Here is a 16145-nt window from a genome sequence, read left to right on the forward strand (position 1 = left end):
ATCAGCGTGAGCGTGTTCGGCCAAACATTTTTGGAGACGTTAATCTGTACTTCGAAACCGGATCCAATCGAAACCAGCTTTGGTCGCATCGTTTCGGCCATGGCTGTGCGACAACCAATGTCACTTCGGGGTGTGCTCACACACGACGACAAACAAGACCACTTTTATCATCCCTTTTTATTGACCATGCCCCATGAACGATCGAGTTGCTCCGAGTTCAAGCTTTTATCTCGTGATACTGTTCACCGCGATCATCGCTACCTCACTGTTGCTCGCGTATGAGGTGTTCTTAGTATTGTTCCTCGGATTGATCTTTGGCGTCTTCCTCACTTATCTTCGGAAGGCGCTCGCTCGTGCCACACCGCTTTCGGAAACCTGGTCCCTCGGTATTGTCGTTACGGCGCTTCTAGTCCTGATGGGAATCGGAGTCTTAATCTTCTTCGTGCAGGCGCAAAGCCAAATGGACCGGATGGCAGACACTCTTGAAAAAGGAGCGAGTCGTTTGCTGGAGACGGTCGACGACTATCCGACGGTAAAGTCAATGGTCAAATCAACTCCGATCCTCAATGAGTTTGTCAAAGGCCAACGGGCAAATTCGGGAAACACGGAATCGAATCCGAAGGCCAATCGTGACTCAGCATCAGAGCAGACAAACACGTCATCGATGTCAAACGGCTGGTCGTCGCCCATCGAGAACGCGGCGCGTGCCGCCGGCCAGGTCTTCCAGACCACTTTGGGTTTCTTCGTCAATGCACTGCTGATTTTCTTTGTCGGAATATTCATAGCGAGTTCGCCGTCGATCTATCACCGGGGATTTGTGCGTCTTTTCTCAGTTCACAAACGCGAGCGTGTATCCGAAATCGTTTCCGCGACCGTTGAAACCTTATGGCGTTGGACGCTCGGTCGACTTGCCACGATGGCGATCACGGGATTCGGTGCATTCCTTTTGTTGACGGTGCTAGGAATCCCCATGGCAACCACGATCGGACTACTGACTGCGATCTTGACTTTCGTTCCGAACATCGGAGCCGTCGTAGCATTTGGTCTATCGTTATTGGTGGCGCTCCCCGAAGGTACGACGCCCGCGATCTTGGTTTCCGTTGGCTATGTCGGACTGCAACTACTTGAAAGCTATGTAATCACACCGTTGATCCAGCAAAAACAAGTCGCGATGCCACCGGCACTGTTGATTTCGTTTCAAGCATTTCTCGGGGTAGCACTTGGATTTCTTGGAGCCGTCGTCGCATCGCCCCTGCTGGCTGCCGGTTCGACGATCGTCAAAATGGCGTACATCGAAGACGTTTTGGAAGATGAAAGCGACGCCGAATAACTTTGCTCGCGTGTGGTACGAAAGTTTGTTCGATTCGGTATCACAACCACAGGCCGGTCGCGTATGATGTCGTATTAGCGAAGCCTTTAACGATCAGCTTGATGTATCCATGCCGATCCGATGCTGGATTCGCGATCCCTATAGCGCCTTTGGATGACTTTCGATATGAAATACGACGGACCTTTAAACACGCTCGACGACTGGGAAGACGACCTCAAACAAAGGTATCCGGAGCAGGACCAACCGGCGGAGAAAGCGAAGGATGAATTCCGCGATTATGGCGAGCAAACCAGGCCCGGTGTTCGTGAATTTTATCGCCAGAACCATCGCTATCAAACGTACGATTTCGTTCAACAGAAACGCACCGAATTCCTGGGGCTAGATCGCCGAGCGATGACGGTATGGGAGGCGATGGAATATCTCAATCAGCTTGTCGACGAGAGCGATCCCGATACGGATCTATCGCAGATTGAGCACTTGATGCAAACAGCCGAAGGGATCCGCGCCGACGGACATCCGCGGTGGATGATCCTGACCGGCCTGATACACGATCTGGGAAAGATCCTTTGCCTGTTTGACGAACCTCAATGGGCAGTCGTGGGGGATACTTTTCCGGTTGGTTGCAAGTTCTCGGACCGAATTGTGCTTGCCGAGTTTTTTGCCGACAACCCCGACTCGAACGATCCCCGCTACAACACGCAGTTCGGCGTGTACAAACCAAACACGGGTCTAGACAACGTCTTGATGTCTTGGGGACACGACGAGTACCTGTACCATGTCGTCAAAGATTACCTGCCCGAGGAAGCACTCTATATGATTCGCTACCACTCGTTCTATCCCCAACATCGCGAGTCGGCGTACGATCATTTGCTGAACGATCACGATCACCAGATGTTCCAGTGGGTGCAAAAATTCAACCCTTATGACCTTTACACCAAAAGCGACCAACGGCCGGACGTCGAAGCACTCAAGCCATATTATCTGGAGCTGATCGACGAATACATGCCGGGTAAATTGGCATGGTAGGAACGCTCGTTCCGAACGATCACGGCAACTGAAATAACCGACGTGCGTTGTCGGTCGTGATCTCGGCCAACGACTCCGGACTGACGCCGCGCACCTCGGCGAGACAGCGTAGCGTGTGCTCGACGCGGGCCGGCTCGTTCGGCCGTTTTCCACGCAGCGGCTCGGGGCTCAGGTAAGGCGAATCGGTTTCGACGAGCAGTCGATCCGCCGGAACCTGCTTGGCGACTTCGCGAAGTTCATTGCTTTTCTTGAAAGTCACCATTCCGGCAAAACTGATGTGCAGGCCTAACTCCAAACATGCCGAGGCACATTCCCAGTCGCCGGTGAAGGAGTGCATGATGCCAGGGGGAACGGCCGCTTGACGCCGCAACTGGTCGACGATCAATCCACCACTTTCACGCATGTGGATGACCATCGGAAGTGCCGTCTGACGACAAAGCTCTATATGGCGATCAAAGTAGTCATGCTGCATTTCCAGCGGCGTGTCATCCCAATAGCAATCCAACCCCGTTTCGCCGATTGCGCGAACACCAGGATATCCCGCTAGTTCTTCGATGACCGAAAAGTCGTCCGGTGCGGCTTCGGCAGCCGAATTTGGTTGGATGCCAACGGCGGCATACAGAACGCCTGGAAACTGTGCCGCTAACTCACAGGCACGACGACTGGTAGCGGCATCAATGCCGATGACCATGATCGCTTCGACGCCGACCTCGCGAGCCCGCCTGACGACATCGTCGACATTATCATCAAAGGCATCCGTATTCAGGTGGGCGTGCGTATCAAAGAGGCGAAGGGTCATTAGGCAGAAAAGAAGTATCGAGTGAGGTGGTAAAACACGGGCGCGGCAAAACAAACACAGTCGATTTGATCCAACACACCGGCGTGACCTTGGACCAAGGTCCCGGTGTCGGTCACGCCGCGATCGCGTTTAATCGCGCTCATTGTCATCGCCCCTCCGCAAGCCATCACGGTCACGACGGCAGCCAAGACGCCTGCTTCCCAAGGGTAAAAGGGAGTCGCCCAGTACAACGACGCGGCGATCAGACCCGTCGTCACCATCGAACCGAGAACGCCTTCCCACGTCCGGGAGCCGTTAATTTTTTCTGCGATCACATGGCGTCCGGCAAGCTTGCTCCACCCGCGTTCTAAAACCGATGCGAGCTGTGCGACAACCACTAAAAAGATTAGCAAACTGACGTTACTTCCCGTCCATGGTTCACCACCGGTGCGGACGAGATCCAAATCCAACAGCGCGGGCGCGTAACTGAGTGCATAAACACAGATCAATAGCCCCGCTTGGATCTTTGCGCTGCGTTCAAGAAACCGTTTGTAGTCTCCCGCGATCGCCGCGCGGGCCGGAATAAATAGGCTCGCGTAAACCGGGATCATAATGCTGTACAAGCCGTAGTAATCATTCTGCGGCACAAAACTAGGCGGTCGGCTACCAAAGGCAATCAGAATGTATTGCAGCGGTGTGAAGAAAAAGAACACCCAGAAGAGAGTGCGGTGATCGCCTCGCCGTGTCGGCGTCATCGTGATGAACTCACGCAACGCCCAAAACGACACCAACCCGAAGAGCACGACGACACCGATGCGTTGCAATAAAAAGCCAACGACAAAAATCGCCAGCATCAACCACCAAACACGAAGTTTCTGGTTGAATCGAGCGACGAGCGCAGAGTCAACGCCCATCGTTTCGCGACGGGCTAGCAGGAAACCAACCAAGGATGCGATTCCGAGTGCGATTAGGATCACCGCGATCAGGATCATCGATCGCGTGGTCAACCAAACACGCACCGCGGCATCGGCGACCGAAGCGACATCCGTTTTTTCGGACGCCGCCGCGACGGTGCTTTGAATCAGAACCGCAATCATGTCCAACATTACGACGCCTTGATTCGTTCCACGACGGCATCACCCATTGCTTCGGTACCGATCGATTCCCCACCACGTGCTAAGTCGGCGGTTCGCAATCCCGACTCCAATACTCCACTCACCGCGGCTTCGATTGCAGTCGCTTCGGTTTCCAAGCCAAGCGAATGGCGGAGCAACATCGCTGCCGCCAAAATCGTTGCCAATGGGTTCGCGATCCCTTGCCCCGCAATATCGGGTGCCGAACCGTGAATCGGCTCATACAGTCCGGGGCCATCGCTTCCCAGCGACGCGCTCGGAAGCATCCCCAAAGATCCGGGCAACATCGACGCTTCGTCCGTCAAAATGTCACCGAACATATTTCCAGTGACCACCACGTCAAAGTCCTTCGGTCGATTGATCAAGTGCATCGCCATCGCGTCGACTAAGACAACATCATATTTGACGTCGGGAAATTCGGTTTCCATCACGCGGGCCGCCACTTGGCGCCACAATCGACTCGGTTCCAAGACGTTTGCTTTGTCAACGCTCGTCAAATGGTTGCCACGTCCCTGGGCCGCCTTGGCCGCCAAGCGAACGATTCGCTCGACTTCGCTAACCGAATAGACCATTGCCTGAGATGCCGATTCGTTTTCGCCGCTACCAGTTCTTCCCGATGGGCCAAAGTAAATCCCGCCGGTCAGTTCACGCAAAAACAGAATGTCAGTCCCCTCGATAATCTCGCGTCGGAGCGGCGATGCATCGACGAGTTGATCGAACAACTTGATCGGCCGCAAGTTCGCAAACAGGCCCAGCTCTTTACGAATTTTCAACAACCCCACTTCCGGACGAGTCTTGGCGGTCGGATCATCCCACTTGGGACCACCGACGGCCCCCAAAAGAATCGCTTGCGATTGACGGCAAGCCTCGACGGTCGCTTCGGGAAGAGGATCGCCAGTTTCGTCGATGGCGATACCTCCGATCAGGTGAGACGAAAATTCAAAGTCATGTCCGAACTCGGCGGCAATCTTTTGCAGAACTCGGTGCGCTTGAGCGGTAATTTCGGGGCCAATGCCATCGCCAGGCAGCAAAACGATTGAGGCTTTCAAGGTGATTGCTTTTTCTGCGGGGAAGGAATGTGAAGAAAGATCGGTGCGATTGTTCAACAATCCGATACTTTAACCGAGCCGATCGGCTTTCCCCAGTGGTGCAATGAGAGAGGGAGTCAGAGCCAAATAAGTCCTGGAGCGGCCGAGTTTCCCTTCCAAACGTGCGAACGCCTTTCCCAGTATTCTGCGATTCGTTCACACGACTGACGATGGGATAATCGTTGCAAGCGATAGGGTCCCGTCGACCCGAGAAGATTCTAGCGTTGCACCCTTGAAGCGAATCGAATTGATCGCCAACGGCCTAGCTGCGTTGCACGGTCATTTAAACAGTCTCAATCCCCCATTGAAGTTCTCCAATCGGGATCTGTCGCGATCATGCTTCCTTTAGAACCGTCTCCGAAAGCACCTTCGTGGGGGCAGACGCTTGACCCCATCGTCGTCCAACCCTCGGCAGCGGCGTCGGCTACCACCGACCATCTCTCCCCTTTAGCGGACTCGTTACCGCAGCTTTCGGTATTGCATTTAGTCAACGGGGAACATTTCAGCGGAGCCGAACGAGTTCAGTCCCATCTTGGACGCTGCCTGCCCGACTATGGAGTTCGCGCGGATTTCGTCTGCCTGAAACCTGGTCGGTTTGCGCAAGTCCTTCGTGAGCAAAACGGAAGCTGGGGGCAATGCTTCGAAGCCCCGATGGCCAATCGATTTGATCTGCGATGTGTTTGGAGTATTCGCAAACTGATCCTGCGGCAAGGGTATGACGTTTTACACGCGCACACCCCGCGAACCGCGATGATTGCTTCGATGGCGTCACGTCTGACCGGGATCCCTTGGGTCTATCACGTCCACAGTCCGGCGGCGCGTGATTCGGCGAATCCGATTAGCAATCATCTAAACGCGTTGATCGAAAAAGTATCACTGATCGGTTGTCGCCACTTGATCACGGTCTCCGAAAGTTTACGCCTGGACTGCATGAGACGTGGCACCAATGAAAGTCAAGTGACCGTCGTGCATAATGGAGTTCCGTCGATCTGTCCGCCACGTCAACAAACTCCCCAAGTCGGCGCGACGTGGACAATCGGCATGGTCGCATTGGTTCGTCCTCGTAAGGGCTTGGAAATCGTACTCGACGCGTTGGCAAAACTCCGCGACAAGGTCGATGTTCGATTGCGGATCATCGGCCCATTCGAAACGACGGAATACGAAGAGACGATCAACGATCAAATCGCTGAGTTACAGATTTCAAGTTTGATCGAGCGAGTCGGCTTTACCGATGACGTGCCAGCCGAACTCGCCAAGCTAGACGCGATGGTTTTACCAAGCCTATTCGGTGAAGGCCTACCGATGGTAGTCCTCGAAGCGATGGCGGCCGGGCTTCCGGTGATCGCGACCCGCGTCGAAGGGACCCCAGAAGCGATCACCGACGGTGTCGAGGGTCTACTCGCCGAACCTCGCGACGCAGATTCCTTGGCGGCCGCAATTGAATCACTTGTCGACGGGACTCACGACTGGGAACAAATGTCTGCGGCAGCGGTCGAACGCCACGGTCGGGACTTCTCTGATGTCGCGATGGCGCGAGGAACCGCGGCCGTTTATCGCAACGTTGCCGCCGCCGTGCGGGATTGATGCCGAACCGAAACCAGAACTCTAATCCGAACGCGTCAGCGTCGGGCCATGCCCCTGAGCCATACGCACTTGCGTCGGGCCTGTGTAACCAAGCGTCGGTTCTTCGATGGGGGTTCAGTCCTGTGTGAGTTTCTTTGCGGCACGGGCTTCCATGCCGGCACGAAGTGTTTCGACGATTTCATCAACATCGTAGACACAGCCCCCCCAAGCCCCACCGCCAACTTGTTGTAGCGCCGCCCAGAGACGCGTGTCATCCGGGATATCTTTTTCAACCGCCAAATCGGGATGCGGCGAGCGTTGCTCAAAAACTTCAGCGGCCGGTTTGCCGTCGTTCGATTCGATCAGATTGACGGTTCCTTCCAAAGTCGCACGGTTGATTTCAATCTCGATCAGATCGCCGTCGCGCACTTTGGCGATCGGGCCACCGGCCAACGCTTCCGGCCCGACGTGTCCGACGCAAGCTCCCGTACTGACCCCGGAGAATCTCGCGTCGGTGATCAAGGCGACGTGCTTTCCGAACGAAAGGTATTTCAGCGCGGACGTAATTTGGTACGTTTCTTCCATTCCGCATCCGAGTGGTCCGCGACCGATCAACACAATCACATCGCCCGCCTTGATCGCAGGTTCGCGCTGGCCTTTGACAGCCGCGATCGCGTCACGCTCACTGGTAAAAACGCGCGCCGGACCGCGTTTGCGATACACGTCATCGTCGTCGATAACTTCCGGATCGATCGAGGTGGCTTTGATCACCGAACCTTCGGGGCACAAATTCCCAAACGGAAAGCACACCGTTGGCGTGAGACCTTTTGCGGCGACCCTGGCCGGAGGAACGATCACATCGTCGGGATCAACCTTATCAGACTCGGCCAACCGTTCGCGACAAAAACGACGTCGATCAGAATCGATCCATCCGTCGAGGATCTCGTCCCAAGTCATCCCGCTAACGGTCCTCGCATCACTCCGCAGCAATCCCATTTCACGCAGATGCCACGCGACTTCCGGGACACCACCGGCCAAAAAGAAGCGAACCGTTGGATGCCCTACCGGTCCGTTGGGCAAACAGTCAACGAAGCGCGGAACCGACCGATTGATACGACTAAACGCATCCGCATCGGGACGTTTCAGTCCAGCAGCGGCCGCGATCGCGGGAATATGCAGGAGCAGATTTGTGCTTCCGCCTACCGCGGCGTGGATCAACATCGCGTTGTACAACGAATCGTCGGTCAATACATCGCCGATCGTCGTTCCGTGGGCCACCATCTGCATGGACGCGGCGGCCGACTGACGAGCCATTTGGGTCCAGATCGGTAGCCCACTCGGGGCCAGTGCCGCATGCGGCACCGTCATCCCCAACGCTTCTGCGACGACTTGGCTGGTCGCCGCGGTACCGAGGAATTGACAACCGCCACCGGGTGTCCCACACGCGCGGCAGCCTTCCAGTGCCGCCTCTTCAAGCGACATTTCACCACGCGTGTAACGAACGCCGATCGATTGAACTTTGCCCGTGTCTTCGCCGACTGTTGCCGGAAGGGTCACACCACCGGGTACCAGAACGCATGCCAAGGCTGGACTACCCGCGAGGGCCATCATCATCGCGGGCAACCCTTTATCGCATGTTGCGATCCCGATCACTCCTTTGCGCTGTGGAAGCGATCGTATCAATCGGCGAAACACGATTGCTGCATCATTTCGGTATGGCAACGAATCGAACATGCCGCGCGTTCCTTGGCTACGACCGTCGCAGGGATCGCTGCAGTAAGCCGCAAATGGAACCGCCTTGTTCGCTGACAACTGCTCGGCGGCAGCCCGAACCAAGAGGCCGATCTCCCAGTGGCCGGTGTGGTAACCAAGCGCGGTCGCGGTCCCATCAGGCTCACGCAAACCACCTTGTGTGCTCAAGATCAAGTACTGATCCCCCAGGACACGACGCGGGTCATATCCCATGCCGACACTTTGTGTTAACCCGAACAGATCCCCCGACGACCAGTTGCGTAAGATTTCGTCGGACAGTGGCAATGACCCCGACGGCCCGGCGGCGTGTGTGATCAACTCGTCGGGTCGATCGGGAAGATCAAAATAGGCTGGCTTACGAGTTTCGGATTCAGACGATGACGCGGCTCGGTTCACAGGTTGATTTCTCAGCGGAAAGGCACGGGGAGACGTGCGAAGATCATAACGGACGAAGCGACCATCAGTAACGGTCGAACGAGGCTGACCGTTTGAAATTCGCCACCCCCGAAAACCCGAAGTTCGACCGATGTTTTCCGAGTCGTCGCGTCTTGAGCCCTTTCGCTCAGAGAAAGTTTCTATCTAACGGGCGAAATCACCCTCCGGCGAGGATTCTCGCCTCGCCCTCTCCGAGCTGACACTGTGACTTCAGCTGACACTGTGACTTCAGCTGACACTGTGACTTCAGCTGACACTGTGACTACAGCTTCACGGTAACGGTCTTCGATTCGGTGTAGGGTTTGAGGCCTTCTTCGCCAAGCTCTCGCCCGTAGCCGCTCATCTTGAACCCACCGAACGGTGCGGCGGCGTCGAAAACGTCGTAGCAATTCACCCAGACGGTTCCGGCACGAACGCGTGCCGCAAAATCATGGGCATTCGCGACGTCGCGGGTCCAGACGGCGGCGGCCAAACCATAGAACGTATCGTTCGCGCGACGGATCATGTCCTCTTTGTCATCGAACGTCAGCACGCTCATCACGGGACCGAAGATTTCGTCGGTTGCGATCGACATGTCATCGGAAACGTTATCGAAAATCGTGGGCTCGACGAAGTAGCCTTGATCACCGACTCGTCCGCCACCGGCGACACAGTTTGCCCCTTCGTTTTTGCCTTTCTCGATGTACGACATGATTTTGTCGAACTGTGCCCGATCGACTTGAGGCCCCTGGTCGGTGTCGCTGGCAAAGGGGTCACCGACTTTGCGTTTGAGCGTCAGCGCGGTCAACTTTTCGACGAATTCGTCGTGACACGATTTCTCGACAAACACTCGGCTTCCGGCGCAACAGCACTGACCTTGGTTGAGGAACAAACCGATGTATGCGCCTTGAACGGCGGCGTCCATGTCGGCGTCTGCGAACACCACGTTGGGGCTTTTCCCGCCTAACTCAAATGTCAACCGTTTCAGCGTATCAGCGGACTCTCGAGTGATGATTTGCGCCGTCCGGTGCTCGCCGGTGAACGCAATCTTGTCAATCAACGGGTGCTTGACGCAGGCCGCGCCGGCAGTCGGACCGAACCCCGGAACGATGTTGATCACGCCATCGGGAAAGCCAACCTCTTTGGCCATCTGGGCCATCGCCAAACAAGTCAGCGGCGTTTGCTCGGCAGGCTTCATCACCACGGTGCAACCGGCCGCCAAAGCAGGTCCCCATTTCCAAGCCAGCATCAACAGTGGAAAATTCCATGGAATGATTTGTCCGGCCACGCCGATCGGTTCACGACGTGTATAGCAAAGATAATTACCACGAATCGGAATGGTGCTTCCGTGCAGCTTGTCCGCATAACCGGCATAGTAACGGATCGCATCGATCGCCAACGGCAGGTCGGCGTTCAGACTGTCTTTGAGCGGCTTTCCGTTATCAAGCGTCTCAAGTGCGGCAAGGTATTGAATCTCCTGCTCCATGCGGTCGGCCAAACGATACATCAATCGCCCGCGGTCGCGGGCATCCATCTTTGGCCAGTCACCGGTTTCGAATGCATGCCGTGCTGCCTTGGCTGCCGCATCGACATCGGCCGCGTCGCCTTCGGCAACCTGAGCGATCTCTTGCTCGGTGGCCGGATTATAGGTCGCGAATGTTTTTCCACTGACCGCAGGCATCCACTTCCCATCGATAAAACACTCGGTGTGTTTGATCTCAACCTCGGCGGCAGACTTGGGAGCTTCAGGAAGCGTCGTACTCATAGAAAACCTCGTCATGATCGATGCGTGTCGCGCTTTACCGAAGACAACGGGTCTACCAAAGGCGACTCAATCATTCGGCTTCTGTCACGCACCAAAAAGGGAGAAATCGAAAACGGGGAACGGTCTCCTTTGTTGTACACGATCGACAAGGTCCGATGGGTCACGTAATCGTTGACTTCGCAGCCCTGTCTTCACACTCACGAGCTTCATGCACCTCGGCAATGGAACATCGAATTCGCGATCAGCTTATCTATGCCCTTCATTTCAAGAATCAACACGTCCTGGACACGTAAATCAGTTCGGTAGCGAGGGACCGGGTGTCCGATCTAGTTGCCGACGATGATCGGGATCGCCTGGTTGTTTTCGCGTGCGACCGCCAGGATCCGATTCCGATCGGGAAACGTTTCGAGTCGACTGATCTGTCCCACTCGTGTTGTCGGCTGAAAGAGTGCGCCGAGCGGTTGGAACGAGACAAGATGCCAGGCCCGAATAGTCCCATCTCGATGACCGGTGATCAAATACGATGGCGAAGGATCTGAAAGGATACTTGTGACTTCCGAATCGATACGAAATTGATGTAGCGTCTTTCCTGACTTTCGTTCCAAGATTGTCAATACACCACGCTTACCGATAATCACCCGGCCATAAACATCATCGATTTCTAACTTCCACGGAGAAGCATCCCACTGATCATCGTAGCGACGCACCGACTTTCCAGTGACAACATCGATTTCTTGAACGACACGCCCAACGTTCAATAGCAGCGACTGGCCTCGATCCGTTACTTCGATGATCGTATCAAAGTCGACGCCTTCGACTTGATGATGCGACCATGTCTTCCAGCGATCTCGTGTCACCCACACATTCGCAACCCCACCGGCGAAAGCCGCCACCGCGGTACCGTCCTTGCTTAGGCTGAGTTCACGTTTTGGATGAAGTCCATCACACTCAATCTTCGCCAGAATTTGCCCATTCGCCAAGTCAACGATCTCAACAAACGATTCGCCCAGCGAAGCGATTAGACGATCGCGGCTACACCGACTGAACGCGCCCGTCGGTTGGCTTAATTTTTCACCGCTGGGGCGATCGGTACGGCCTCTGAGACCGACGTAGTAGGCACGATCTCCTTGTCGATGACTGTTATGTGGAAAAAACACCAGTTCGTCGTCGCTGCCCGGAGCCAGATCCCACAAGATCATCGGGGGTTTCTTGATCTGCATCGCCTGGAAATCCGCCCAGCCCCAAAGCTTGCAAGGCAGCGAAGCACCGACCGTGCACAACGTCTGTTCTGGATCAATCCAATGTAGGTCAAGACGTTCGTCGTCCTCAAGCGATCGAGGTTCGAAAATCGGAAAATCGGTTTTGCGTCTCAGTTCTACGGTGCCTTGGGTTGTCTCCGCCAACCGCATGATCGAACATCTCCCTTCAGGGAATAACGCAGCCACCGTCATCCCGTCGCCGGTTACACGCATGCACTGCGGATACCTGCCTTCGAAAGGCAATGTCCCAACCCTGGTGCCGCCCCCAAGCTCGATCACCGATGCTGACTCTTCAAAGCGATCCGCGACGACCAAATGGCGTCGCTCTGATCCTGCCAAAGTCATGACGCGAACGTTCTCTAGCGGCCCAACATCGATCGTCCTCAGCCGCTTTCCTGTCGGGATTCGATACTCGTCGATCCCCTCACGAGTCGGGACAAACAATGACTTTGAGTCATTCGAAAAAAGCAGCGATTCATGACGGTGATTGTTCGGAATACGAAACAATTCTCGCCCTGCCTTATCCCCCACCCATGCCATCGCGTACCGAGATCCGGCGGCGACGAATTGACCGTCAGGCGACCACACGATCGACTCGATTCCCGCGCCCAGATGAGGACCTTGGGTTTGCACCTCGCCTTGCTCAAGATCCCAGAACCAAATCGACTCGGTCCCCGAAACCGCTCGCTGACCATCCGGTGAAATGGCCACCGCATCCACACGTCCGGGATGGGTCCCGACGACCGTTGCCTTGGAACTGAATTCGCCGCCTTCCCGTTGATAAAGGCGAATCTCACCCGACTTTGTCGCCACCAGCAAACGCCCGCTTTGCGGCGAATAATCGGCCGCCTGGATGTCGGACGAATTGGAAAGTTGACCTGTTGCGGTTGGGCTTGCGGCATCGCTTAATAGCTTCGTCAAATTTAGACTGCTCGGCTGTTCGAACTGCACGGCCGGGCCAGGCTTTATCACAGTTCCTTTCGGATTCGGCTTCATCTCTGCGAGGATCGATTGGAGCGCCGTGTAATCGAGTTCTCGAAACGCCGCCAACGCCGATTGCAATTGTGACGTCTCACGCCAAATCGCTGCCATGTCGTTTGCCATCTCCCCCGCCTCGACGGTCGGTCGGGATGCTGAATGCGTTTGACTTGCCGATTGAAGCAAACTGTAGGCCAGCAGAGCGACGAGGCAAACGCATGCGAACACAACCGCACTTTGGCGATAGAACCATTTCCTTAAACTGCCGAACGGCTGAGGAGGGCCTGTTGCAATCGGTTCGTGGTTTAAAAACCGCGTGACATCACCAAGCATCTCTTTGACGGATTGATATCGATCCTCTGGTTTTGCCTGGAGTGCTTTGAGCGTGATCCAATCCAATGCTCGCTGCCGATTTTTCGGAAGGTCTAACAGTACCGGCTTTGGTTGATGTGGTCGTTCCGGGTTCTCACGTGTACGGACACGTTTGGAAGGCGTTGCGTAATCTTGGTAATGCAGTTTCTCCATCAAGCCATCGACGCCGGCATTAACGATCACGTCGCGACCGATTGGCTTTGAGTCGGTCAGCAGTTTGTACAGGATCACTCCAAGTGCATAGACATCGCAGCGCGCATCGATTGCCTGTGGATTACCAATCAATTGCTCGGGTGCCTGATAGAGCGGTGTGCCGAGCACCTGTCCTGTCCGCGTCTGATCGAGTTGTGAATCGAGTTGTCCGCCGAAAGATTTCGCGATTCCAAAATCGATCACTTTCAAGACCGGTCGACCTTCCATCATGGCGACCAAAATATTCCGAGGTTTCAAGTCGCGATGAATCACGTTCTTTGCATGGGCATGTTCGATCGCCCGGCAGAGATCGACGAAGATATTCAGTCGGTCGACAATCGATAGTTGTTTTGACTGACAATATTCATCCAGCGGAACACCACGTATCAATTCCATCACAAGATAGTGGCTACCATCCTGCGCTTCACCTCCGTCAAATACCCTGACGATGTTGGGATGTTCCATCAACGCCATTGATTGACGTTCGCGTGCGAACCTCGCGACTGCTTCGTCGGTGTATAACTCGGGCTTGATAATTTTCAGCGCGACTTCACGCTTGATCGGTGCTTCCTGCAACGCCCGATAAACAGTCCCCATCCCGCCTTCACCAAGAATCTCCTGCAATTGGTAGGGGCCGATGGATTGCCCGGTGTGTCTGGCGCCGATCGGTGGTGATCCGGAAATGACATTCGCATCAGTCTTCGAATCGGCGTTCCCGGGCCTTGTGCTAGCGTGCGGCCTGGGTTTCAACGCCGTGTCTGATTCCTCCCAAGCTCCCACCACATGAGCGAGCAATCCATCGTCTGCATTCTCGCGTGCTTTTAGCAAACGTTCGACTCGCTCTTGAAGGTCGACTCGCCCCGCACATAATTGCTCGACGAGTTTCGCTTGCCGTTCGACTCGCGGTTCTTCGACGACACGGCAGTAGACCTCGCGTGCCGTCAATCCTTGATCTCTCGATGATAGGTTCATAGAAAATCAGGGGTTACAAAGACAGTCGACACCAGGACGCGTAGAGATTGTTTGACACATGATTGAAATTGGAAGCGTGGTCGTACAAGAGCCGCCAACCTTGCGATCGACTTAGACTGCGATCGCTGGCGCAACGCATGCAATTTCGGCACAACGTTTTCATCGCGATCCGCAGCGGAGTCAGTAGATCGTTCTTTGGGGTTTTAATGCTGTAAACCTTTCAAACGATACGTTTTGAGATCTGATCTCGTCCAGAACCTCAGCCACAACAGAGCAACCGAACTCCAGTGCTCTGTTTTCATCGGTTCTTTCGGATTAGCCGTTGGCGTTAGCCACGGTTCTTTCGGATTCGCCGATGGGCGTTAGCCACGGTTTCCGATCGATAACCAAGGCTGACGCCATTCGGCGAATCATCTTCCCATATTCAATCTAGACGGAGGACTAGTTTTCCGCCTCGGCAGGCTCCCGTTCCAACGCGAACCAGGAAAGTGCGTAATCCCACAGTTGGTATCCAGTGCTGCGTGAGACGCCGGCGACCTTGGAAGCGTCTGCCACGGAAAGTCCCGCATAGACGCGAAGCGAAACCAGTTGTGCGACCACCGGGTCTTCTAATTTTAGTTTTTCGAGCAAGCCGTCTAGATCCAACAGGTCTTCTAACATCACCACGTTACCATTGGCAGACTCACAAGATGAGAGATCAACGCGGCTAAAGGCACCGCCTCGCTTAAGGCTATTTCGTTTCCTCGCATGGTCGATCAAAATGCGACGCATCGCTTCGGCCGCCGCGGCGAAAAACTGCGGAATCGTCTCAAAGCTCCCGTTGCAATCCTGCCCCGCCAATCGCATGAATGCTTCGTGGACCAAACCGGTGGTCTGTAGCGTGTGATCACCGCGTTCGTGAGCCATTCGGGCGGCAGCAAGCAGACGCAGCTCTGCATAAACCTTGGGGAACAGATCACTGACAGCCAGCGACTTCCCCAGGTCAATGCGCTGCAACGATTGTGGTACTGCTGTTTTCATTCCCTAACCGGTTCGTTGATTCTGGGAACCACTCTGAACACGCAATCCAAGATTCCGGCGTTCAATATGGAAGTTGACGGACGATTGGTGCCTGGTTTTTCTTAAGAGATTAGTTAGCCGAATGCTTTGTTCGAGTTTGATTTCAGGAAGAGAAGACTTAGCTGGTGATCGACCCAACTGGTCTGCGATGAACGGTGGTCTTTGCTGAACGGGTGCCAGTGCCCACCGGCTAATCAATTACGCCCAAAACGCCCCGCTGTGCGTTTGATCCAACCCGCAAGCCCAGCCCGGAAACACTGTGCATCAGTTTATCACAGCAGGGCGCAAAAGTGAATTCTTTGGCTCACCGATGCGTTGGGTTTTCAATGGCAACCCGAGAAACAGTTTCTCGGGGCACCGTTCAGCCTCAGCCGCCCTGCCTTGAGCCGCCGCCTCCCCCCTAAACCTCGGCACATAAAAGACTTACAGCGTCACACGGGTTCTCTCCAAGGTCCCCCAAGGCT

General features: G+C 55.1%; 10 protein-coding genes. 3 read left to right on the forward strand and 7 right to left on the reverse strand.

The window, feature by feature from the left end; translation table 11 throughout:
* The first annotated feature begins 193 nt into the window (after window positions 1-193).
* A complete protein-coding gene (locus tag FYC48_RS06625) occupies window positions 194-1330 on the forward strand; it encodes an AI-2E family transporter (RefSeq protein WP_149495920.1) in 1137 nt (378 codons plus the stop codon).
* A 153-nt stretch (window positions 1331-1483) separates the two neighbouring features.
* The gene (locus tag FYC48_RS06630; RefSeq protein WP_149495921.1) at window positions 1484-2356 is read left to right on the forward strand and encodes an inositol oxygenase family protein; all 873 of its coding nucleotides are present in this window, start codon (window positions 1484-1486) and stop codon (window positions 2354-2356) included.
* 19 nt (window positions 2357-2375) lie between these two features.
* Here FYC48_RS06630 and FYC48_RS06635 read toward each other — a convergent pair whose 3' ends face one another.
* From FYC48_RS06635 to leuB, 3 genes are read right to left on the reverse strand one after another with little or no spacing between them, the layout of a single operon-like run.
* A complete protein-coding gene (locus tag FYC48_RS06635; RefSeq protein ID WP_149495922.1) occupies window positions 2376-3155 on the reverse strand; it encodes a TatD family hydrolase in 780 nt (259 codons plus the stop codon).
* Entirely contained in the window at window positions 3155-4240 is a 1086-nt protein-coding gene (locus FYC48_RS06640; protein WP_230778636.1) for a phosphatidate cytidylyltransferase, read from the reverse strand. The genes FYC48_RS06635 and FYC48_RS06640 overlap by 1 nt, the downstream gene beginning before the upstream one ends.
* Window positions 4240-5316: a 3-isopropylmalate dehydrogenase gene (leuB, locus tag FYC48_RS06645; protein ID WP_149495923.1), complete on the reverse strand. Its 1077-nt coding sequence runs from the start codon at window positions 5314-5316 to the stop codon at window positions 4240-4242. The genes FYC48_RS06640 and leuB overlap by 1 nt, the downstream gene beginning before the upstream one ends.
* 375 nt (window positions 5317-5691) lie before the next feature.
* Here leuB and FYC48_RS06650 point away from each other — a divergent pair, with 375 nt between their 5' ends.
* Window positions 5692-6939, forward strand: a complete 1248-nt coding sequence (locus FYC48_RS06650; RefSeq protein ID WP_149495924.1) for a glycosyltransferase family 4 protein — start codon at window positions 5692-5694, stop codon at window positions 6937-6939.
* Window positions 6940-7053: 114 nt separating this feature from the next.
* Here the strand turns inward: FYC48_RS06650 and FYC48_RS06655 are convergent, their stop codons facing one another.
* The 4 genes from FYC48_RS06655 to FYC48_RS06670 all read right to left on the reverse strand — a co-directional run bounded on the left by FYC48_RS06655 (window position 7054) and on the right by FYC48_RS06670 (window position 15642).
* The gene (locus FYC48_RS06655) at window positions 7054-8988 is read right to left on the reverse strand and encodes a YjhG/YagF family D-xylonate dehydratase (RefSeq protein ID WP_149496133.1); all 1935 of its coding nucleotides are present in this window, start codon (window positions 8986-8988) and stop codon (window positions 7054-7056) included.
* Window positions 8989-9367: 379 nt separating this feature from the next.
* Window positions 9368-10849, reverse strand: coding sequence for an aldehyde dehydrogenase family protein (locus tag FYC48_RS06660; RefSeq protein WP_149495925.1), 1482 nt, complete (start codon window positions 10847-10849; stop codon window positions 9368-9370).
* Between the two features lie 326 nt (window positions 10850-11175).
* Window positions 11176-14622 carry a protein kinase domain-containing protein gene (locus tag FYC48_RS06665; RefSeq protein ID WP_149495926.1) on the reverse strand — a complete coding sequence of 1149 codons (3447 nt, stop codon included), beginning with the start codon at window positions 14620-14622 and terminating at the stop codon, window positions 11176-11178.
* 441 nt (window positions 14623-15063) lie between these two features.
* Window positions 15064-15642, reverse strand: coding sequence for an ECF-type sigma factor (locus FYC48_RS06670; RefSeq protein WP_149495927.1), 579 nt, complete (start codon window positions 15640-15642; stop codon window positions 15064-15066).
* Window positions 15643-16145: the final 503 nt, after the last annotated feature.

This window comes from Roseiconus lacunae (genome assembly GCF_008312935.1).
Taxonomy (GTDB): domain Bacteria; phylum Planctomycetota; class Planctomycetia; order Pirellulales; family Pirellulaceae; genus Stieleria; species Stieleria lacunae.